General features: G+C 68.6%; 12 protein-coding genes and 1 riboswitch. Of the genes, 8 read left to right on the top strand and 4 right to left on the bottom strand.

Annotated features, from left to right (window positions below; all coding sequences use genetic code 11):
- Position 1: 1 nt before the first annotated feature.
- Both AC06FE_RS15600 and AC06FE_RS15595 read left to right on the top strand, forming a co-directional pair.
- A complete protein-coding gene (locus tag AC06FE_RS15600; RefSeq protein WP_478073556.1) occupies positions 2-1,027 on the top strand; it encodes an OmpA family protein in 1,026 nt (341 codons plus the stop codon).
- Positions 1,028-1,365: 338 nt separating this feature from the next.
- Positions 1,366-4,815, top strand: coding sequence for a hybrid sensor histidine kinase/response regulator (locus tag AC06FE_RS15595; RefSeq protein ID WP_192287136.1), 3,450 nt, complete (start codon positions 1,366-1,368; stop codon positions 4,813-4,815).
- Between the two features lie 222 nt (positions 4,816-5,037).
- Here AC06FE_RS15595 and AC06FE_RS15590 read toward each other — a convergent pair whose 3' ends face one another.
- Entirely contained in the window at positions 5,038-5,616 is a 579-nt protein-coding gene (locus AC06FE_RS15590; RefSeq protein WP_132863963.1) for a manganese efflux pump MntP, read from the bottom strand.
- A 7-nt stretch (positions 5,617-5,623) separates the two neighbouring features.
- Positions 5,624-5,784, bottom strand: a riboswitch (yybP-ykoY riboswitch).
- Between the two features lie 206 nt (positions 5,785-5,990).
- Here AC06FE_RS15590 and AC06FE_RS15585 point away from each other — a divergent pair.
- Complete coding sequence (locus tag AC06FE_RS15585) at positions 5,991-8,483, top strand: methyl-accepting chemotaxis protein (RefSeq protein ID WP_478073555.1); 2,493 nt, start codon at positions 5,991-5,993, stop codon at positions 8,481-8,483.
- Positions 8,484-8,744: 261 nt separating this feature from the next.
- Here the strand turns inward: AC06FE_RS15585 and AC06FE_RS15580 are convergent, their stop codons facing one another.
- Positions 8,745-9,410, bottom strand: coding sequence for a response regulator transcription factor (locus tag AC06FE_RS15580; RefSeq protein ID WP_132863961.1), 666 nt, complete (start codon positions 9,408-9,410; stop codon positions 8,745-8,747).
- A gap of 174 nt (positions 9,411-9,584) precedes the next feature.
- Positions 9,585-11,528 carry an acetate--CoA ligase gene (gene acs / locus AC06FE_RS15575; protein ID WP_132863959.1) on the bottom strand — a complete coding sequence of 648 codons (1,944 nt, stop codon included), beginning with the start codon at positions 11,526-11,528 and terminating at the stop codon, positions 9,585-9,587.
- A gap of 239 nt (positions 11,529-11,767) precedes the next feature.
- Here acs and AC06FE_RS15570 point away from each other — a divergent pair, with 239 nt between their 5' ends.
- The 5 genes from AC06FE_RS15570 to bla all read left to right on the top strand — a co-directional run bounded on the left by AC06FE_RS15570 (position 11,768) and on the right by bla (position 19,390).
- Complete coding sequence (locus tag AC06FE_RS15570; protein ID WP_192287133.1) at positions 11,768-13,207, top strand: DcaP family trimeric outer membrane transporter; 1,440 nt, start codon at positions 11,768-11,770, stop codon at positions 13,205-13,207.
- A gap of 150 nt (positions 13,208-13,357) precedes the next feature.
- Complete coding sequence (locus tag AC06FE_RS15565; RefSeq protein ID WP_192287132.1) at positions 13,358-13,675, top strand: DUF485 domain-containing protein; 318 nt, start codon at positions 13,358-13,360, stop codon at positions 13,673-13,675.
- A 38-nt stretch (positions 13,676-13,713) separates the two neighbouring features.
- The gene (locus AC06FE_RS15560) at positions 13,714-15,393 is read left to right on the top strand and encodes a cation acetate symporter (RefSeq protein WP_313255867.1); all 1,680 of its coding nucleotides are present in this window, start codon (positions 13,714-13,716) and stop codon (positions 15,391-15,393) included.
- A 176-nt stretch (positions 15,394-15,569) separates the two neighbouring features.
- A complete protein-coding gene (locus tag AC06FE_RS15555; protein ID WP_478073554.1) occupies positions 15,570-18,290 on the top strand; it encodes a TonB-dependent receptor domain-containing protein in 2,721 nt (906 codons plus the stop codon).
- 71 nt (positions 18,291-18,361) lie between these two features.
- Positions 18,362-19,390 (top strand): class A beta-lactamase, encoded by a 1,029-nt coding sequence (gene bla, locus AC06FE_RS15550; RefSeq protein WP_478073553.1) that lies wholly within the window; start codon positions 18,362-18,364, stop codon positions 19,388-19,390.
- Between the two features lie 13 nt (positions 19,391-19,403).
- Here bla and AC06FE_RS15545 read toward each other — a convergent pair whose 3' ends face one another.
- Positions 19,404-20,480 (bottom strand): helix-turn-helix transcriptional regulator, encoded by a 1,077-nt coding sequence (locus tag AC06FE_RS15545; RefSeq protein WP_478073552.1) that lies wholly within the window; start codon positions 20,478-20,480, stop codon positions 19,404-19,406.
- Between the last annotated feature and the right edge of the window lie 132 nt (positions 20,481-20,612).

Raw genomic sequence — 20,612 nt, 5'->3', positions numbered from 1 at the left:
CATGACCCTTTCGCCTATGAAAACCCGCTCGTTCCGCACCCTGCTGGCCGCCGCTGTCCTGACCGCTGTCAGTGGCGTGGCCACCGCGCAGCAGACCCAGCTCAACCCGCAGGCCAAGCGCATCACCGACGAGGCCATCCATGCCGACCTGGAGTCCTACGAGGCCACCCAGGGCCGCATCCAGGCGCTCAACGATGGCGGTCGCCCGATCCGCGACTACCACCTGTCCAAGGCGCAGTGCTGGCTGGACGTTTCCTTCCACGAGTACACCCGCAACGACCGCAGCGCCTTCCCGCAGGAAGCACTGACCGAGTCGGAGAAGCTGATCGTGGACATGGAGAACGGCGTCTCGCCGGTCCCCACCGACACCGCACTGGTCAACAACGCCAAGTACCTGCGTGCCGACCTGTGGCAGCGCCTGAAGGTCATCCACGGCACCCCGGGCTTTGCCTGCGCGGCGCAGAAGGTGGCCTGCGGTGAAGTGGAACTGGTGCACGCGGGCAACGAGTTCAACCAGCAGCAGTGGCGTCACTCCAAGCCGTACATCCAGATCGCCGAGGACCTGGTCAACGAGGCGGAGACCGCCGCGCGCCTGTGTGGCGTCGCCGATCCGTCCGGCCCGGTCGCACCGGCCCCGGCGCCGGGCCCGCTGATCGCCAACGTGCTGTTCGAGTTCGACCGCGACGGCTACAAGGACATCCGCACCTACTCGCTGGAAAGCGTGGACCGTGCACTGGCCACGATCGGCAGCGAGCAGCGCGAGCTGGCCGGCGTCACCCTGGTCGGGCATGCCGACCGCATGCAGGGTAACGGTTTTGACTACAACCAGGCATTGTCCGAGCGTCGCGCCAAGACCGTGCGCGAGCTGCTGATCGGTCGTGGCGTGGCCGCCGACAAGATCCGCTACGAGTACCGCGGTGATACCCAGCAGGTGCAGCAGTGCGACGGCGTCAAGCCGCGCGCCGCGCTGCTGGAATGCCTGCTGCCCAACCGCCGCGTGGAAGTACGCTTCGAGCTGGGCCGGTAAGCACCCGCGCGGATGAGGTGACGCGGAACGCCCCGGCCATGCCGGGGCGTTCTGCTTTCTGGACGGAGTGCCTGGCCGGCTGCGGCATTGGACGGGGCAGGGCCGGGCAGAACGACGGCACCCCTCCCCAGCCCTCCCCTGCTGCGCAAGGGAGGGGGCGGCTCCCGTGAACGGTCAGGTCGTCGCAGCACCGCTGTTGCTCCCTCCCTTTGCCACAGGCAAGGGGAGGGCTGGGGGGGGGAGCCTCCATCCCCGCAGCAACCCTTCCGGCATGACCTGAAAAACCACCCCCCACGGAAATCGCTAAACTCGACCGGCTTCTCCAAACGGGTACGCCCTTGGTCTCCAGCTGGATCCTGCTCCTGGTATCGCTTGGCTACGCCGCGCTGCTGTTCGGCGTGGCCTGGTGGGGCGACCGCCGCCCGCTGTACCCGGACCGCCTGTGGCTGCGCCCGGTGGTCTACAGCCTGGCGCTGGCGGTGTACTGCTCCTCGTGGACCTTCTACGGCGGCGTCGGCACCGCGGTGCGCTACGGCATCGGCTACCTGCCCATTTATCTTGGCCCGCTGCTGATGCTGGCCTTCGGCTGGCGCATCATCGAGCGGCTGGCGTTGATCGCGCGCAGCGAGAACGTGGTTTCCATCGCCGACTTCATCTCCTCGCGCTTCGGCCGCTCGCGGCGGCTGGCGGCGCTGGTGGCACTGATCGCCCTGATCGGCGTGGTGCCGTACCTGGCGTTGCAGTACAAGGCCGTGGCGATGAGCCTGCAGGTACTCAGCGGCGACAGCAGCGGCGGCAGCCTGTTGACCGACCCGGCGCTGTACGTGGCGCTGTTGATGGCGCTGTTCGCCATCCTGTTCGGCACCCGCCAGGTCGATGCCACCGAGCACCACCACGGCATGATGCTGGCCATCGCGCTGGAATCGATGATCAAGCTGGTGGCGATGATCTCGGTGGGCCTGTTCGCCTACCTGCTGATCGCCGACCGCGGCGAGTCGGTGGTGCAGTCCGCGCGCACGCTGTTCGAAGGCATGCCGCCGGTGGGCTTCGTCTCGCAGACCCTGCTCAGCTTCCTGGCACTGATCTGCCTGCCGCGCCAGTTCCACGTGGCGGTGGTGGAATGCGGCAGCGCCGCCGACGTGCGCCGTGCGCGCTGGATGTTCGGTGGCTACCTGGTGCTGATCTCGCTGATGATCATCCCCATCGCCAGCGCCGGGGCGACGCTGTTCGGCACCGGGCTGGCCTCCGACGACACCCTGGTGCTGGCCCTGCCGATGTCCGAGGGCAGCGTGGCGCTGGCGCTGGTCGCCTACGTGGGCGGCTTCTCGGCGGCGACCGGCATGGTGATCGTCTCCTCGATCGCCCTGGCCACGATGATCAGCAACGACCTGGTGATGCCGGTGCTGTTGCGCCGCAGTGGCGACCACCGCGAGGCTGCCGACGTGGCCTCCAGCGTGCTGTGGATCCGCCGCCTGGCGATCGTGTTGCTGGCGCTGGTCGCCTACGGCTACTACCGCGTCAGCAACAACGACACCATGCTGGCCACCTACGGGCTGATGGCGTTCGCCGCGGTGGCGCAGTTCGCGCCTGGCCTGATCGGTGGCCTGTACTGGCGCGGTGCCAGCCGGCGCGGCGTGGAGATCGGCATGGTGGTCGGCTTCGCGGTGTGGGTGTACACGCTGCTGGTGCCGGCACTGAGCCACGGCGGCTGGCTGGACGATTCGCTGTTGCAGCGTGGCCCGTTCGGCATCGGCTGGCTGCGCCCGCAGCAGCTGTTCGGGCTGGAAGGCTGGGATCCGCTCACCCACGGCACCTTCTGGTCGCTGCTGCTCAACACTGGCGTCATGCTGCTGATCTCGGTGCGCTGGCGCCCGGACGTGGCCGAACGCCTGCGCGCGGCGCCGTTCCTGGATCCTTACGCCAAGCGCCCGGTGGTCTCCGGCGATTGGCCGGCGCACGTCAAGGTGCGCGACCTGCTGGCGCTGGCCACGCGCGTGATCGGTGATGCACGCGCCCGGCGCGCCTTCAACGAGCAGGCGATCGTGTTGCAGCGCGAACTGCTGCCGTCCGCGGCCGCCGACCGGGTCTGGGTGCAGTTCACCGAACGCCTGCTGGCCGCGTCCATCGGTGCGGCGTCGGCGCGCCTGCTGCTGACCAGCCTGCTGCGTGGTTCGGGCATGGACTTGGGCGAAGTGGTGGCGGTGCTCGACGAAGCCGGGCAGGAGCTGCGCTTCAACCGCGAGATCCTGTCCACCACGCTGGAGAACATCAGCGCCGGGGTCAGCGTGGTCGACCCGGAGATGCGCCTGACCGCGTGGAACCGCCGCTACCAGCAGATGTTCGGCTACCCCGACGGCATGCTTTACGTGGGCCGCCCGGTGGCCGACCTGATCCGCTACAACGCCGAGCGCGGCGAGCTGGGCGAGGGCGACATCGAGATCCAGATCAACCGGCGCATCGGCTACATGCGTGCCGGCTCGCCGCATGTGTTCGAGCGCACCGGCGCCGATGGCAAGGTGATCGAACTGCGTGGCCAGGCCCTGCCCGGGGGCGGCTACGTCACCAGCTACAACGACATCACCGACTTCAAGCAGGCCGAGCAGGCGCTGCTGGAGGCCAACGAGACGCTGGAACAGCGCGTGGCCGAACGCTCGCAGGAAGCCGAGGCCGCGCAGCAGTCCAAGACCCGCTTCCTGGCCGCGATCAGCCATGACGTGCTGCAACCGCTCAACGCCGCGCGGCTGTTCGCCTCGGCGCTGCGCGACAGCCTGCCCGAGACCGACGAGCAACGGCACCTGGCCGAACGCGTGGATGCTTCGCTGCGCGCGGCCGAGGAGCTGTTGGACGGCCTGCTCGATGTCTCGCGGCTGGATGCCGGCGGGCTGCGCCCGACCATCACCGAGTTCGACGCCAGCGTGCTGGTGCGCGAGCTGGCCGCGCAGTACACGCCGGTCGCGGCCGGCCGCGGCCTGCGCCTGCATGTGTTCGCGCGCGCGGCGTGGGTGCGCAGTGATCGCCGGTTGCTGCGCCGCGTGCTGCAGAACTTCATGGCCAACGCGCTGCGCTACACGCGTACCGGCCGCATCGTGCTGGGCCTGCGCGTGCGCGGCGAACAGGTCGAGCTGCAGGTGTGGGATACCGGCCCGGGCATTCCCGAGCACCACATGCAGCAGATCTTCAACGAGTTCCATCGCTACCAGCAGCCGTTCGACTGGGGCGAGCAGGGGCTGGGCCTGGGCCTGTCGATCTGCCAGCGCATCTCGCGCCTGCTCGACCATGGCCTGAATGCCCGCAGCCAGCCCGGCCACGGCAGCATGTTCTCGATCACCTTGCCGCGCGTGGCAGCGCCCGCCGCACCGTTGGTGGAGGCGCGCCAGGCCACGGCGTTCGGCGGGGATGATTCGTTGGCCGGCCTGCGCGTGCTGTGCGTGGACAACGACCAGGAAATCCTCGACGGCATGCGCGCCCTGCTGGGGCGCTGGAAGGTCGAGGTGATCGCCGCCAGCACGGTGGACATGGCGCTGGAAAAGCTGGCCGAACGGCCGGACGTGATGCTGGTGGACTACCACCTGCACGACCGCATGGACGGCCTGGATGCACTGGTTGCGCTGCGCGAGGCCGCCGGCCGGCCGTTGCATGGCGCACTGCTCACCGCTGACGGCCGCGACGAGCTCAAGCGCCTGGCGCGCGAGCGTGGCTACCGCGTGCTGACCAAGCCGGTGAAGCCGGCCTCGCTGCGCGCCTTCCTGATGGCGATGAACGCTCCGCGCCAGCGCCAGCAGCCGTAGCACCGACCTCGGCCGCGAAGCGGGGAATGCGCCGTGCCGTGCCGTGCTCGGTGCCGGCGCGTGGCGGCGAGCAGCAACCCCTCCCCGGCCCCGCCCTTGCCCGTGGCAAAGGGAGGGGGTGTTTCATGCGATCGGTCAGACCACGGCAATGCCACTCCAGCAGCTTCCGTTTGTCGCAGGCAAGGGCAGGGCCCTGCAGCTGCTGCTGCCACGGCACCGGACTCAACCCACCGCGGTCAGGTGCTCGTACAGGATCGTGCAGCCGATGATGATCAGGATCACGCCGCCCACGATCTCCGCGCGCTTGCCGGCCAGGTTGCCGAGCACGCGGCCGAGCATGATGCCTGCGGTGACCATCGTCATCGTGCACAGGCCGATCACCAGTGCGACCACGCCGATGTGCACGTCCAGGAAGGCCAGGCCCACGCCGATGGCCATCGCATCGATGCTGGTGGCAAAGCCCGTGACCGCCAGCGCCCAGAAGCCGTGGCGTGGCTTTTCCGCGGAATCCTCGCCTTCGGCCTCCTCCGGCTTCAGGCCGGCGACGATCATGTGGATGCCAAGCGCGCCCAGCAGCACGAACGCGATCCAGTGATCGAATGCTTCCACGTACTGCGAGGCGGCGCGGCCGAGCAGCCAGCCGATGATCGGGGTGATTGCCTCGATCACGCCGAAGATCAGGCCGGCGCGCAGCGCATCGGGAAGGCGGGGTTTGTTCATCGCCGCGCCCTTGCCGACCGCAGCGGCGAAGGCATCGGTGGACATGGCAAAGCCAACGAGCAGGATGGAAAGTGGGGACATCTTCAGTACCGGGCCGGGCGGACTCAAACGGCACACGGCGCGCCCAACCATTCGTTGCGCACGCGTGCCGCTGGTCTCGCCAACCGGGTCTGGCTGCCCACGCCACGGCGCACTGGCCGAGTATGTTGACGTGAGCGCTTCCAACGCTGGAAGCAGGCTACTCCCCAAGGGAGCGCGGATTCTAGCATGGCCACCGCCCGGGCCCGTGAGGCGGGGCCGAACAGGCCACTGCAATACCCCTGTAACCGCCGCGTGGCCTGATGGGCGCCCGGCCCTGTGCCGCGCGCCGGACCGGTTGCCCCGCGCCATCGGGTGCTCAAGAAACCCGTCTGCCGGCCGATTCCGAGGCATCCCTACGCCCGGAGTACCGGCCCATGAAGTTCCCCCTCGGTATCGCCCAGAAACTGCGCCTGAGCCTGTTGGCGCTGGTGATCGGCCTGATCGTGATCGGCTCGGCCTATGCCTGGCTCAGCGTCGGCATGCGCAACGCCGACCAGCGCCTGCAACGCTACCAGCAGGATGCCGCGCAACTGGAAGCGCTGGCTGCTGCGTTTGCCGAGGCACGGCGCGCGCAGGCCGAATATGCCATGTCGTTTTCCGCCGCCGCCGGCCAGGCCTTCGTCGCCGCCAACAACCGCCTGCAGGCCGCGCTGGTGCCGGCCAAGGGCGGTCCGGGCTGGAGCGAGGCGCTGGCCAAGCCGCTGCGTGCCTACGTCGAATCCGGGCAGGCGCTGGACGAACGCATCACCGAACTCGGCCACGACGCCGACAGCGGCATGCAGGGCGAACTGCGCGGTGCCGTGCATGAGGTGGAGAACCTGATCGCCGATTACCAGGCACCGGCGTTGCAGGTGTCGATGCTGACCATGCGCCGCTACGAGAAGGATTTCATCCTGCGCCGCGAGCAGAAATACGCCGATGAACTCAGCGCGCAGGTGATGCCGTTCGAACTGTTGCTGCAGTCCACGCGCATGCCCGAGGACGTGCGCGGGCAGGTGCGCGAGGCGATGCAGCGGTATCAGGGTGCATTCCTGTCCTATGCCGCCGCGCGGTATGGCGCGGACAGTGAAACCCAGGCCATGGACGACCTCGCCGCACAGGTGGTGCCGGTGATCACCGGCCTGCAGCAGGCGCAGCGCAGCAGCCTGGCCCGGCAGCGCGACGAGCAGGCCGCGGCACGCCGCTGGATGGACGCCGCCTTCGCCGCCACCGTGCTGGTGGTCGGCCTGCTGCTGGTGAGTCTGCTGGTGCTGCTGCTGCGCGCGGTGGAGCGACCGCTGGCCGATGCCGCCGCGTTCGCCCGCGCCATTGCCGACGATGATCTGGACGGGCGGCTGGTGGTCCGCAATTCGCACGATGAGATCGGACGCCTGGCCAGCGCGCTGATGCAGATGCAGTCCAGCCTGCGCGAACGCATCGCCAGCGAGCGGCTGGCCGCGCAGGCCAACCAGCGCGTACGCCAGGCCCTGGACGTGGCCAGCGCCGCGGTACTGGTCACCGATGCGCAGGGCAGGGTGGTCTATGCCAATCCGGCGCTGGCGCACTCGTTCGCGCTGGCCGACGTCGGGTGGGTGGTCGAGGCCGGATGCGAACTGCAGGCACTGGGCGTGCAGGTGGAGGTACTGGCCCGGCAGGCGCTGGAGGAAGGCATCAGCGTCAACGCCGACGTGGCGCTGGGCAACACCGGCTTCCTGCTGCGGGTCAGCCCGGTGCTGGAGCAGTCGCGCGTGCTGGGGCTGGTGATGGAGTGGCAGGACCGCCGGCTGGAGCGGGTGATCGTCAACGAGGTGGCGGCGGTGGTCGAAGCGGCCGCTGCCGGTGAGCTGCAGGGACGGATCGTGCTGGACGACAAGCAGGGTTTCGTCCACCAGCTCGGCGAGCGCATCAATGCCTTGCTCGACAGCGTGCAGGCCCAGCTGGGCGACGCCACCCGCGTGATCGGCCATTTCGCCCGCGGTGACCTGAGTGCGCGCATGCGCGATGACGGCCGCGGCATCTACGCGCAGCTGCGGCAGGGGCTGGAAGTGGCGATGCGGCAGGTGGGCGGCATCGTCTCCAGCATCCAGTACTCGGCCGGCAGCGTGCAGGACGCGGTGGACGACATGGCCAGCGGCACCGCCGACCTGTCCGGGCGGGTCGAGCAGCAGGTCAGTGACGTGCATGACGCGCTGGCACGGGTACGCTCGGTGGCCAGCGAGGCCCGCGAGAATGCCGGCAGTGCGCGGCACAGCGCGGCGGTATCCGAAGCGGCCAGCGAGGCAGCCACGCGCGGTAGCGAGGCCACCGCCGCGGCGATCAGCGGCATGGAACAGCTGCGTGCGTCATCGCGGCACATCCGCGAGATCGTCGCCACCGTCGACAGCTTGTCGTTCCAGACCAACCTGCTGGCGCTCAATGCCGCGGTGGAGGCCGCGCGTGCCGGCAGCCACGGGCGCGGCTTCGCGGTGGTGGCCGGTGAGGTACGGATGCTGGCGCAGCGCTCGGCCGAGGCCTCGCAGCAGATCCGGGTGCTGGTCGATGCGTCGCTGCAGCAGGTGGAGGCCGGTGCGCGGTTGGTGGATACCAGCGGTGAAGTGATGCACGACATCAGCGGCCGGGTGCAGCAGGTGGTGACGGCGATGGCGCGCATCGATGCCGGCTCGGAGCGCCAGGTGAGCGCGGTCGATGACGTGGAACGGTTGCTGCGCCGTATCGGCGAAGGCACCCGGCAGAGTGGCAACGTCGCACGCGCTTCCTCGCAGGCAGCGGCGGAAATGCGCGTGCAGGCGCAGGAACTGGCCGCGGCGGCGGAGCGCTTCGTGGTGGTGGGCGAGGCGGAGGCTGCGAAGACTGTCGCGGGGAACGGGGGGCTGCGACGGTCAGCGTGAAGAGTTGAGCGGTTGAGTGGGCAAGCCGGTGAGCAGTCGAGCAGTCGAGCGTCACCCCTCCCCGGCCCTCCCCGTGGCTGCGCCAAAGGGAGGGGGCAAGAGCGGGCTTGGCTGCGCGCTGCCAGATTGCATGAACCGCCCCCTCCCTTTGGCGCAGCCACGGGGAGGGCCGGGGAGGGGTCGCTCTTGCTCCACACCCAAGCCCAGCATCACCTGCCGCAGATCACAAACGCAGCAATGCTCCCGAACCGGCGTTGCGGCTCAGTCTTCTTCCGGCGGGACGACGATGGCGTCGTCGTCGATGGCCAGCTTGCCGGCCATCAGCACCGCCTGGGTGCGGTTGGTTACGCCGAGCTTGCGCAGGATGGCGGTGACATGGGCCTTGATGGTGGCCTCGGAGACGCCCAGGTCATAGGCGATCTGCTTGTTCAGGCGGCCGGCACCGAGCATCTGCAGGACGCGGAACTGTTGCGGGGTCAGCTCGCGCAGGCGCTGCCCGACCTCGCATTCCTCATGGTCGGTGGGTGGCACGTTGTGCGCTTCGGCCGGGGCCCAGCGCTCGCCGTCGAGGATGGTGCCCAGGGCATGGCCGATGGTGTCCGAATCGGCGGACTTGGGAATGAAGCCGCAGGCACCGTGGTCGAGCGCGCGGCGCATCACCTTGGGCTCCTCGCGTGCGGAGACCACCACCACCGGCAGCTGCGGGTGCAGCGAGCGCAGGTGCACCAGCGCGTTGAAACCCTGCGCGCCGGGCATGTTCAGGTCCATCAACACCAGGTCGGCGTCGGGATGCTGTTCGGCCAGGGTGTACAGGGCCTCGACACTGTCCGCCTCCAGCAGCTGCACACCGGGGATGACGCGTTGTACCGCGCCCTTCAGGGCTTCGCGGAAAAGCGGGTGGTCATCGGCGATCAGCAGGGTAGGCATGGCGGAAATCGGAGTTGGCGGAGTATTGAGCCCCCTCTCCCTGCGGGAGAGGGGTAGGGGAGAGGGTACACAGGCCAAGCCCGTTGTGCGCTGCGCGCCTCCCCGCATCCACCCCTTCGGGGCACCTTCTCCCGGAGGGAGAAGGTGAAGCCACGCAGCTTCCCGTACCCGCGGTTACCGCACCTTGCGCTCTTCCACCAGCGAGGCGACCACCGAGGGGTCGGCCAGCGTGGAGGTGTCGCCCAGCTGGTCCGGGGCGTTCTCGGCGATCTTGCGCAGGATGCGGCGCATGATCTTGCCCGAGCGGGTCTTGGGCAGGCCCGGTGCCCACTGCAGGTGGTCCGGCGCGGCGATCGGGCCGATCTCCTTGCGCACCCAGGTCACCAGCTCCTTGAGCAGTTCGTCGGTCTGCGGCTCGCCGGCCACCAGGGTGACGTAGGCGTAGATGCCCTGGCCCTTGATGTCGTGCGGGAAGCCGACCACGGCCGCCTCGGCCACCTTCGGGTGCGAGACCAGCGCGCTTTCCACCTCGGCGGTGCCGATGCGGTGGCCGGAGACGTTGATCACGTCGTCGACGCGGCCGGTGATCCAGTAGTAGCCGTCCTCGTCGCGGCGGCAGCCGTCACCGGTGAAGTAGTTGCCCGGGTAGGTGCGGAAGTAGGTGTCGATGAAACGCTGGTGGTCGCCGTAGACGGTGCGCATCTGGCCCGGCCAGGAGTCGCGGATCACCAGGTTGCCCTCGGCCGCGCCTTCCAGCAGTTCGCCGTCGGCGCTGACCAGGGCCGGCTGCACGCCGAAGAACGGCAGCGTGGCCGAGCCCGGCTTCAGGTCGATGGCACCGGGCAGCGGCGAGATCAGGATGCCGCCGGTCTCGGTCTGCCACCAGGTGTCCACGATCGGGCAGCGCGCATCGCCGACCACGTCGTAGTACCAGCGCCAGGCTTCCGGGTTGATCGGCTCGCCGACGCTGCCGAGCAGGCGCAGGCTCGTGCGCGAGGTGCGCTTGACCGGCGCCTCGCCCTCGCGCATCAACGCGCGGATGGCGGTGGGCGCGGTGTAGAAGATGGTGACCTGGTGCTTGTCGATCACCTCCCAGAAGCGCGAGGTGTTGGGGTAGTTGGGCACGCCCTCGAACATCACCGAGGTGGCGCCGTTGGCCAGCGGGCCGTAGACGATGTAGCTGTGGCCGGTGACCCAGCCCACGTCGGCGGTGCACCAGTAGATGTCGTCCTCGCGCAGGTCGAACACCGCCTCGTGCGTGTACGCCGCGTACAGCAGGTAGCCGCCGCTGGTGTGCAGCACGCCCTTGGGCTTGCCGGTCGAACCGGAGGTGTACAGGATGAACAGCGGGTCCTCGGCGTTCATGCGCTCGGGTTCGCACTCGGCCGGCTGGGTGTCCACCACGTCGTGGAACCAGCGGTCGCGCGGGGCCTGCATGTCCACCGCGCCACCGGTGTGGCGCACCACCAGCACGGTTTCCACGGTGTTGGTGCCCGGCAGCTTCAGCGCAGCGTCGACGTTGGCCTTCAGCGGCACCTTCTTGCCACCGCGCAGGCCTTCGTCGGCGGTGATGATCAGCTTGCTGCCGCAGTCGCCGACGCGGTCGGCGATGGAGTTGGCGGCGAAGCCACCGAACACCACCGAGTGGATCGCACCGACGCGGGCACAGGCCAGCATCGCCACGGCGGCGTCGACGATCATCGGCAGGTAGATGGTGACGCGGTCGCCCTTCTTGACGCCGAGGTTGCGCAGCGCATTGCCCAGGCGGCAGACGCGCTCGTACAGCTCGCGGTAGGTGACCTTCTGCGCCGGGCTGTCCGGGCTGTCGGCCTCGAACAGGATGGCGGTCTTGTCACCGCGCGTGGCCAGCTGGCGGTCCAGGCAGTTCACGCTGACGTTGAGCTCGCCGTCCTCGAACCACTTGATGCGGAAATCGTCGAGCTGGTAGCTGACGTTGCGGATCCTGCTGGGCTTGACGTACCAGTCCAGCCGCTCGGCGGCCTTGGCCCAGAACGCGTCGGGGTTTTCCACCGATTCGCGGTACTGCTGCTGGTACGTGGTCTTGTTGATCCGTGCCTTCGCGGCGAACCCGGCATCAACGGGATAAACATCAGTCATGGCAACCCCTCACCTTTGCACTTGTAACCAATGAAAAGGCCTTGTCTGCGCGACAGGGCCGGACAACCCAAGTGTGCCGTATCCACCCCCCCGCGCGCTGCCCCCCGGATTAGACGATGGTCGAATGCACGCCGACTTACGACTAATGGCGAATAGCCGCCCCGTGCCGGCCGACCGCACGCTGGCCGCGACCGTGCAGCTGGTGCGGCCGCAAACGCCAGTCGGGAGAGAGGCTGAAAATGAATACATCCGTGTTGAAGACGGCCCGCCGTCCGCTCGCCGCCGCGCTGCTGGTTGCGCTGGTTGCGCCGGGCATGGCGTGGGCCGAGACGGCCAGGGAGAAAGCGCTCGAAGCGCGCGTGGCCGAACTGGAACGGCAGGTGCAGTTGCTGGTGTCCACCCAACAGCAACAGCAGGGCGTGATCACGCAGACCCAGACCGACGTCGGCCAGGTGCGTGCCGCGCAGGCCGACCTGGCCGCACGGCCGGCGGCGACGGTGCCGGCCGGCAAGCAGCCGATCCAGGTCACCAGCATCACCCCGGGCGCGACGCCGGGCACCACGTTCAAGTTCGGCGGCTTCATCAAGGCCGACTTCCTGGCCACGCGCACCGGCGACGGCCAGCTCGCCGACGACGCCACCGGCCGCGCGCTGTACCTGCCGGGGCAGACGCCGGTGCACGGTGCCGGCGGCTCGGGCAAGGCCTCGGATGTGGACTACAACGCGCACGCCAAGTTCTCGCGCTTCAACCTGGGCGTGGACCACGTGGCCGAGAACGGCGACAAGGCCGGCGCCATGGTCGAGATGGACTTCTTCGGCAACTCGCTGGGCAACCAGACCGCGACCAACACCTACGGCGTGACCCTGCGCCATGCCTACATGTACTGGAACAACTGGCTGGCCGGCCAGACCTGGTCCAACTTCATGGATGCCGCCTCCATCCCCGAGGCGGTGGACTTCGTCGGCCCGACCGACGGCGTGGTGTTCGTGCGCCAGGCCCAGGTCCGCTACACCAACGGCGGCTTCAGCGTGGCCCTGGAAAACCCGGAGACCACCACCCTCACCGGCACCTACAACCCGGGTACCGGCAAGTGGAACGTACCGTCGGTGGTCAACTCCGACCGCGGTTCGCTGCCGGACCTCACCGCCCGCTACGGCTGGAAGGGTGACTGGGGCACGTTCGGCGTGGCTGGCCTGGTGCGCCAGCTCAAGGTCGACAACCAGGCCACCGGTGCCGATGCCACCAAGGTCGCCGGCGGCGTGACGCTGGGCGGCAAGTGGGTGATGGGCGACAGCGACAGCCTGCACTACCAGCTCACCGGTGGCGAAGGCATCTCGCGCTACATCGGCCTGGGCATCACCGCCGACAGCGGCTACGACGCGATCCGCGACGAGATCGACCCGACCGGCGTGGTCGCCGCTTACGTGGGCTGGCGCCATGCGTTCTCGCCCAAGCTGCGCACCAACCTGATCTACGCGCGCAGCGACTACGACAACGATGCCTCGATCACCGGCAACCTGGTGACCAAGAGCGTGCAGTCCATCCGCGGCAACGTGTTCTACACCCCGATGCCCAAGGTCGATATCGGCGCCGAGCTGATGTACGGCGTGCGCGAGATCGAGAACGGCCAGAAGGGTGACATCAGCCGCCTGCAGTTCACCACCAAGTACAGCTTCTGATCCTGCGGTGCCGGCATGCAGGCCATGCCGGCACCGTCTGCAGGAATGTAGTCCGTACCATCTCCCTACCCCCACGGGGAGCACTCATGTCACCGCCGAGGCGCGTACCCCGCGCCGGGGCGCTCGTATTCCCACGTCTGGAGAATCCCGATGAATGCTTCCGTCGATCCCCGTGTTGAGCGGATCGCCTCCAATCCGCTCTACCAACGCCTGCGCAAGGTGCGCAACCGGCTTGGCTGGACCCTGACCGTGCTCATGCTGCTGGCCTACTACGGCTACATCGGCCTGATCGCCTTCGACAAGGCGTTCTTGGCCACGCCGATCGCCGCGGGCAAGATCACCACCGTGGGCATCCCGATCGCGCTGGGCCTGATGGTGTTCACCATCCTGATCACCGGCTTCTACGTGCGCCGCGCCAACAAGGAATTCGACCAGCTGACCCAGCAGATCGTGGAGGAGACCCGATGAGCCATTCCTTCCTGCGATCGGGCGCGCTGCTCGCGCTGATGGCAGCCAGCGGCGCAGCCCTGGCCGCCGGCGGCGACATCGGCCAGACCGTGCGCCAGCCGACCAACTGGACGGCGATCACCATGTTTGCCGTGTTCGTGCTGGCCACGCTCGGCATCACCAAGTGGGCGGCCAAGCGCACCCGTTCGGCATCGGACTTCTACACCGCCGGCGGTGGCATCACCGGCTTCCAGAATGGCCTGGCCATCGCCGGCGACTACATGTCCGCCGCCTCGTTCCTGGGCATCACCGCGGCGGTCATGGCCAATGGCTACGACGGCCTGATCTACGCGCTGGGCTTCCTGGTCGGTTGGCCGATCCTGACCTTCCTGATGGCCGAACGCCTGCGCAACCTGGGCCGCTTCACCTTCGCCGACGTGGCCGGCTACCGCTTCCAGCAGAAGCCCATCCGCATGTTCGCCGCCTCCGGCACGTTGGTGGTGGTGCTGTTCTACCTGATCGCGCAGATGGTCGGCGCCGGTGCGCTGATCAAGCTGCTGTTCGGCCTGGACTACTGGGTGGCCGTGGCGCTGGTCGGCGTGCTGATGATGGTCTACGTGCTGTTCGGCGGCATGACCGCCACCACCTGGGTGCAGATCATCAAGGCCTGCCTGCTGCTGTTCGGCGTGACCTTCATGGCGCTGATGGTGATGTGGAAGTTCAACTTCAGCTTCGAGGCGCTGTTCAGCGAAGCGGTGCGGGTGAAGACCCAGATCGCGGCCAATGGCGGCAAGAGCGCCGAGGAAGCGGCCAGCGCCGGCCTGGCGATCATGGGCCCGGGTGGCTTCGTGAAGGACCCGATCTCGGCGATCTCGTTCGGCATGGCGCTGATGTTCGGCACCGCCGGCCTGCCGCACATCCTGATGCGCTTCTTCACCGTCCCAGATGCGAAGCAGGCACGCAAGTCGGTGCTGTGGGCCACCACCTGGATCGGCTACTTCTACATCCTGATCTTCATCATCGGTTTCGGTGCGATCGCACTGGTGCTGACCAACCCCGAGTACGCCGACCCGGTGACCGGCACCATCCAGGGCGGCCCGAACATGGCGGCCGTGCTGGTCGGCAAGGCGGTGGGCGGCAACCTGTTCATGGGCTTCATCTCGGCGGTGGCCTTCGCCACCATCCTGGCGGTGGTGGCCGGCCTGACGTTGTCCGGTGCCTCGGCGGTGTCGCATGACCTGTACGCCACCGTGTTCAAGCAGGGCAACCCGCCGCCGGGTTCGGAGCTGCGTGTCTCGCGCATCACCACCCTGGTGCTGGGCGTGGTCGCGGTGCTGCTGGGCATCGTGTTCGAGAAGCAGAACGTGGCCTTCATGGTGTCGCTGGCCTTCGCCATCGCCGCCTCGGCCAACTTCCCGGTGCTGATCCTGTCGCTGCTGTGGAAGGACTGCACCACCCGTGGCGCGGTGATCGGCGGCTTCCTGGGCCTGGCCTCGTCGCTGCTGCTGACCCTGCTGTCGCCGTCGGTGTGGGTGGACACGTTGGGCAACCCGGCCGGCAGCGCGCCGTTCCCGTACACCAGCCCGGCGCTGTTCTCCATGACCATCGCCTTCGTCGGCATCTGGCTGTTCTCGGTGCTGGACAAGAGCCGCAACGCACAGCAGGAACGTGCGGCCTATCCGGCGCAGGAAGTGCGTGCCGAGACCGGCATCGGTGCCAGCAAGGCGGCCGAGCACTGATAATTGGTAACGTTTGAAACAACGGCCGGCGCTTGCGCCGGCCGTTGTCGTTTATGGGTCGGCTATGGGGGTTTTCCCTGATGCGGGGTCGGAAGACGGCTTCCTAAGATGCGGACAAGGGGAGTTCCGCATCACAGGTCCGTCGTATCCACTTCCAGCCGTCTGCGAGGAACCGTATGTCGTCTCGTATCGCCAGAACCGCGTTGTCCACGGGCATCGCCCTGATCCTTGTCGGAACGATCCCCGCCGTATCGGCCCAGAACGCAGACACGCCACCGGCACCGGCCGACGGCAAGGTGGTGGACATCGCCAGCGTCAAGGTCATCGCCTCGGGCTCGCGCATCGACCGCCCCGGCTTCAACGCGCCCACGCCGACGGTGAAGGTGACGCCGGAGGAACTGCAACTCTCCACCCACACCAACATCGCCGCCGCGCTCAACGACCTGCCGCAGTTCCGCGGCACGGTGTCGCCGCAGACCCACACCACCGGCGTGGACGCGGCGCGCGCGCCGGTCGACCTGCGTGGCCTGGGCACCAGCCGCACGCTGGTGCTGCTGGACGGACGACGTTTCTCCAGCGACAACGACCTGGCCGCGATCCCCTCGATCCTGATCAGTGGCGTGGACGTGGTCACCGGCGGCGCCTCGGCGGCCTGGGGCTCGGGCGCGGTCAGCGGCGTGGTCAACGTGCAGCTGGACAGCCAGCTGGTCGGGACCAAGGTCGACGTGCAGGGCGGGGTGTCCTCGCGTTCGGACAACCAGAAGCAGTACGTCTCGGCGGCCACCGGCTTCGAGGTCGCCCAGGGCCGTGGCCATGTGGTGATCGGCGCGGAGGCGCTCAACAACGACGGCGTGATTCCCAAGACCTCGCGCCGCTGGCTGGGCCGCACCGCACAGCTGTCCAATGGCGACGGTACCTACACGATGGTCGGCGACGTGGGCTACGGCAACGCTGCCATCGGTGGCCTGATCACCAGCGGCGTGCTGGCCGGCATGGCCTTCAACCCGGACGGCAGCCTGCGTCCCTTCCCCGGCTATACCGGCGCATCGCTGATCCAGGGTGGCGAGAGCCCGAGCAACGATGACATCAGCTCGCTGATGACGCCGCAGCGGCGCTACAACGTGCTGGGGCGGCTGTCATGGAACCTCACCGACAACGTCGGCCTGACCGTGGACGTGCGCCATTCGCGCAGCTGGAACCGCTTCCCGTGGTTCGGCGACCACAACCGCGGCACCGGGCTGCGCCTCGGCGTGGACAACGCGTTCCTGCCGGCGGCGGTGCGTGATGCGATGGAAGCGGCCGGAGAGACCAGTTTCACCCTGGGCCGCTTCAACAGCGACTTCGCCTTCCCCGACATCGACTATGACCGTCGCACCACCCAGTTCACCGTCGCGCTGGATGGCGTGGTGGGCGACAACTGGCGCTGGGGCGGCTACTACAGCCACGGCGACAACCAATCCGACCTGGCCGCGCCGGGCTTCCTGCTGACCAGCAACTACCGCGACGCGGTGGACGCGGTGATCGATCCGGTCAGCGGCAAGGTGGTCTGCCGGGTGACCTTGACCAACCCCGGCTCCGGCTGCGTGCCGATCAACCTGTTCGGCCACGGCGCGCCCTCGGCCGAAGCGGCCGCCTACGTGACCGGCACGCCGCGGCGCATGACCAACACCCGGCTGGACACCGCCGGCCTGGACCTGCGCGGCGAGCCGTTCTCGCTGCCGGCCGGCGAGGTATCGGTGGCGGTGGGCCTGGAGGCGCGCAAGGAGCAGATCGATCAGAAGGTGGGCGCGCAGGACCTGGCCAAGGCGTTCAGCACCTGGAGCTCCTCGCCGATGGCCGGCAGCTTCACCGTGCGCGAGGCCTTCGCCGAGGTGGCCGCGCCGCTGCTGCGCGACGTGCCGGCGCTGCGCGACCTGCAGGTCAATGCCGCCGCGCGCTTCAGCGACTACAACAGCTCCGGTGCGATCTGGTCGTGGAAGTACGGCATGACCAATGAGTTCTTCGATGGCTTCCGCGGCCGCTTCACCCGCTCGCGCGACATCCGTTCGGCCAACCTGTCGGAGATGTACACCACCAGCACCACCGGCTGGTCGACCATCAGCGACCCGCTCACCGGCACCTCGCTCAGCGCACTGGTGATCGGCGGTGGCAACCCGCGCCTGGACCCGGAGAAGGCCGATACGCTGACCGTCGGCTTCACCTGGGCACCGGCCCGTGCCCCGGGCCTGATCATGTCGGTGGACTACTTCGACATCGAGATCAAGGACGTGATCACCCAGGTGTCGGCGCAGGAAACCGTGCTGCGCTGCATCGCCGGCAACCAGGCCATGTGTGGCCGCGTGGTGCGCGACGGCAACGGCGAGATCGAGCGGATCAACTCCAACTACGTCAACCTGGCCGAGTACCGCACCAACGGCGTGGACGTGGACCTGATGTACAGCCTGCCGGCGGCCACGCTGTTCGCCGCGATGCCGGGCCAGTTCCACGCCCGCGTGCTGGCGACCTGGGTGGACAGCCTGACCACCTACGACGGCAAGAACAGCTTCGAGTACGTCACCTCGCAGGGCCTGACCGGCGGCTCGGGCGTGCCGCGCTGGCGCGGCAACGCCACCTTCGGCTGGCGTGGCGACCGTTATTCGGCGCAGGCGCGCGCCCGTTACTTGTCCGCCGGCGTCTACAACAACCAGTTGCAGCTGACCAACGGCGACATCGGTTCCTACGTGTACTGGGACGTGGGCGGACGCATGCGCCTGCCGATGTCCGCGGACCGCGAGTTCGAGATCTACGCCGACGTCAGCAACCTGTTCGACAAGAAATCGCCGCTGGGCGCGGTAGGCTCGCCGTACTACGACGTGGTCGGCCGCTACTACACGCTGGGCGCCCGCATGCGTTTCTGAGCCTGGTCGCGGCGGGATGATCGTCAGTCCCGCCGCGGCGCTTCCCGTCCCTGGAGGAAACCCCCTTGAACATGACCCGTTCCGCTTCCCCTCGCCGCCTGCATCCGCGCCGTCCGCTGCTGGCTGCCGCGTTGCTGGCCAGCCTGTGGCTGCCCGGCACGCTGCTGGCGCGCAGCGCACCGGCCGCGCCGCTGCAGGCCGAGGCGCAACGCCTGGCCAGCCTGCTGCCCGGGGGCGAGCTGGGTGCGGCCATCGTGCACCTGGAAAGCGGACGCAGCGTCTACATCAACGGTGATCGGCCGTTCCCGATGGCCAGCACGATGAAGGTGCCGGTGGCGGTGCATATCCTCACGCTGGTCGACGAAGGCACGCTGTCGCTGCAGCAGCAGGTCACGCTGAAGGCCGATGACATCTATCCGGAGATGGGCGGGCCGATGGACCTGCACCTGAGCGCCGGTTCGGCGATCACCGTGCGCGACCTGCTGCACATGATGATCACCGTCAGCGACAACAACGCCACCGACATCCTGATCCGGCTCGGCGGCGGCACCGCCGCGGTGGACGCGCGCATGCGCGCGCTGGGCATCGACGGCCTGCGCGTGGACCGCTACATCTGGGAGCTGCTGGCCAACTACCGTGGCAACGCTGCCTCGCAGGCCCAGCCGATGGGCCCGGCCGCCTACGCCGAGCTCTCGCGCGGCGAACGCAGCGAGGAGCAGCGGCGCGGCCACACCAACGCCTGGAACGCCGACCCGCGCGACACCAGTACCGCGCGCGCGATGACGTTGCTGCTGGAAAAGACATGGAAGGGGCAGGTGCTGAGCCCGGCCAGCCTGGACGTGCTGCAGGCGATCATGCGCGATACCCGCACCGGCACCGCGCGCCTGCCCGGCATGCTGCCGCGCGACACGCCGGTGGCGCACAAGACCGGCACGGTGGGCGACGTGATCAACGATGTCGGCGTGATCACCCTGCCGGGCGGACGCGGCCATGCGGTGATCAGCGTGTTCGTGCAGTCGCGCGCCAGCAGCCAGGAGCGCGACGCGGCCATCGCCCAGCTGGCGCGGGCGGCGCATGACTACTTCCTGTTCGTGCCCTGAGCGCGCGTGGTGCTCAGCAGGCGGTGCTGAGCAGGCGCACCAGCTGGGCGCGGTGGCCGACGTCGAGCTTGCGGTAGATCGCGCTGATCTGGCTTTCGATGGTCTTGCGCGAGCGGCTCAGGTGATGGGCGATCTCGTCGTTGCGCAGGCCATCGACGACCAGTTCGGCCACGCGTTGTTCGGTGGGCGAGAGCTTGGACCATACCGGCCGCTGGCTGCCCGCCGGCGCGGCCGTGGCCAGGCACAGCAGGTACAGCGGTTGCAGTGGATGGGCCGGCAGCTGTGCTTCCAGGCGGATGTGCAGCGCCTTGCCCGGACATCGCGGGTGGCTGAGCGTCGTGCTGCTGCCGGCGGCGACTGCGCCGGGCTGGCCGAGCCAGCGGCGCAGTTCCACGGCGATGACATCCGGCAGTCCGGACCGGTCCGGTTCCAGCCAGTCGGCGCACAGCCGCTGCGCCGCGGGGGACAGGCTGATCGGGTGCAGCTCGTGGTCGAGGATCAGCTCCGGCAGGCTCTGCCGGTCGAGCAGTGCCTGGTAGACGCTGCGGCGCTCGTCGCGCAGTGAGCGCAGGCGCTGCAGTCCGGCGGCCATCAGCGGGTGCAGCTCGTCCAGGAACTGCTGGTGGCCGTCGGTGATCTGTTCGTGGCCTTCGCGCATGCGGATGCTCAGCACCGCTTCCAGGCCGTCCTCGCCCCAGAACGCCATGTGGATGAACTCGTGCCAGCCCGGCGCCGGGTTCTGCGCGCGCAGCCGTTGCCGCGCCTGTGCGTCGCCGGAGGCGATCTGCGACAGCGTGTACCAATGGATGCGCGGATGCTGCTGCAGGTAGGGCGCGGCCACGTCCAGGCTGCGCAGGGGCGGTGGCAGGCCGGAAGGCGTCTCGCCGAGGAAGTGCAGGCTGCGCTGCGGCTGGTAGCCGCAGGTGATGTCGTACATCAGCGTGCACGAATGGCAGGGCAGGCGTTGGCTGACCAGGTCCACGCAGGCGCGCCACAGGGCATGCATGTCCAGCGCCCGGAGCATGTCCTGCTTGGCTTGTACCGGGCAGGCATCGGGATTCACCGCGATGTCATGTTCACGTCCGACCATGGTGTTGCATGTCCCCGAGCCATAAAACGCAGCGGCCGTGACCGCTGTGATCCCCGTACGTCGTGCCGCGCCAGATGCCCGGCCCGGACAGGGGCCGGCATGGACCCTTCTAGCACCCCGTCGCGCGGGCAG

Source organism: Stenotrophomonas sp. Steno-C18 (genome assembly GCF_056393195.1).
The sequence above is the reverse complement of the archived record's forward strand: the minus strand, read 5'-3'. Positions and strand labels throughout refer to the sequence as shown.

Bases quoted from the DNA above. Each gene is read 5' to 3' on its own strand.
- AC06FE_RS15600 (WP_478073556.1), top strand. From the start codon at position 2: ATGACCCTTTCGCCTATGAAAACCCGCTCGTTCCGCACCCTGCTGGCC.
- AC06FE_RS15590 (WP_132863963.1), bottom strand. From the start codon at position 5,616: ATGTCCCCACTTTCCATCCTGCTCGTTGGCTTTGCCATGTCCACCGAT.
- AC06FE_RS15585 (WP_478073555.1), top strand. From the start codon at position 5,991: ATGAAGTTCCCCCTCGGTATCGCCCAGAAACTGCGCCTGAGCCTGTTG.
- AC06FE_RS15580 (WP_132863961.1), bottom strand. From the start codon at position 9,410: ATGCCTACCCTGCTGATCGCCGATGACCACCCGCTTTTCCGCGAAGCC.
- acs (WP_132863959.1), bottom strand. From the start codon at position 11,528: ATGACTGATGTTTATCCCGTTGATGCCGGGTTCGCCGCGAAGGCACGG.
- AC06FE_RS15570 (WP_192287133.1), top strand. From the start codon at position 11,768: ATGAATACATCCGTGTTGAAGACGGCCCGCCGTCCGCTCGCCGCCGCG.
- AC06FE_RS15565 (WP_192287132.1), top strand. From the start codon at position 13,358: ATGAATGCTTCCGTCGATCCCCGTGTTGAGCGGATCGCCTCCAATCCG.
- AC06FE_RS15560 (WP_313255867.1), top strand. From the start codon at position 13,714: ATGGCAGCCAGCGGCGCAGCCCTGGCCGCCGGCGGCGACATCGGCCAG.
- AC06FE_RS15555 (WP_478073554.1), top strand. From the start codon at position 15,570: ATGTCGTCTCGTATCGCCAGAACCGCGTTGTCCACGGGCATCGCCCTG.
- bla (WP_478073553.1), top strand. From the start codon at position 18,362: ATGACCCGTTCCGCTTCCCCTCGCCGCCTGCATCCGCGCCGTCCGCTG.
- AC06FE_RS15545 (WP_478073552.1), bottom strand. From the start codon at position 20,480: ATGGTCGGACGTGAACATGACATCGCGGTGAATCCCGATGCCTGCCCG.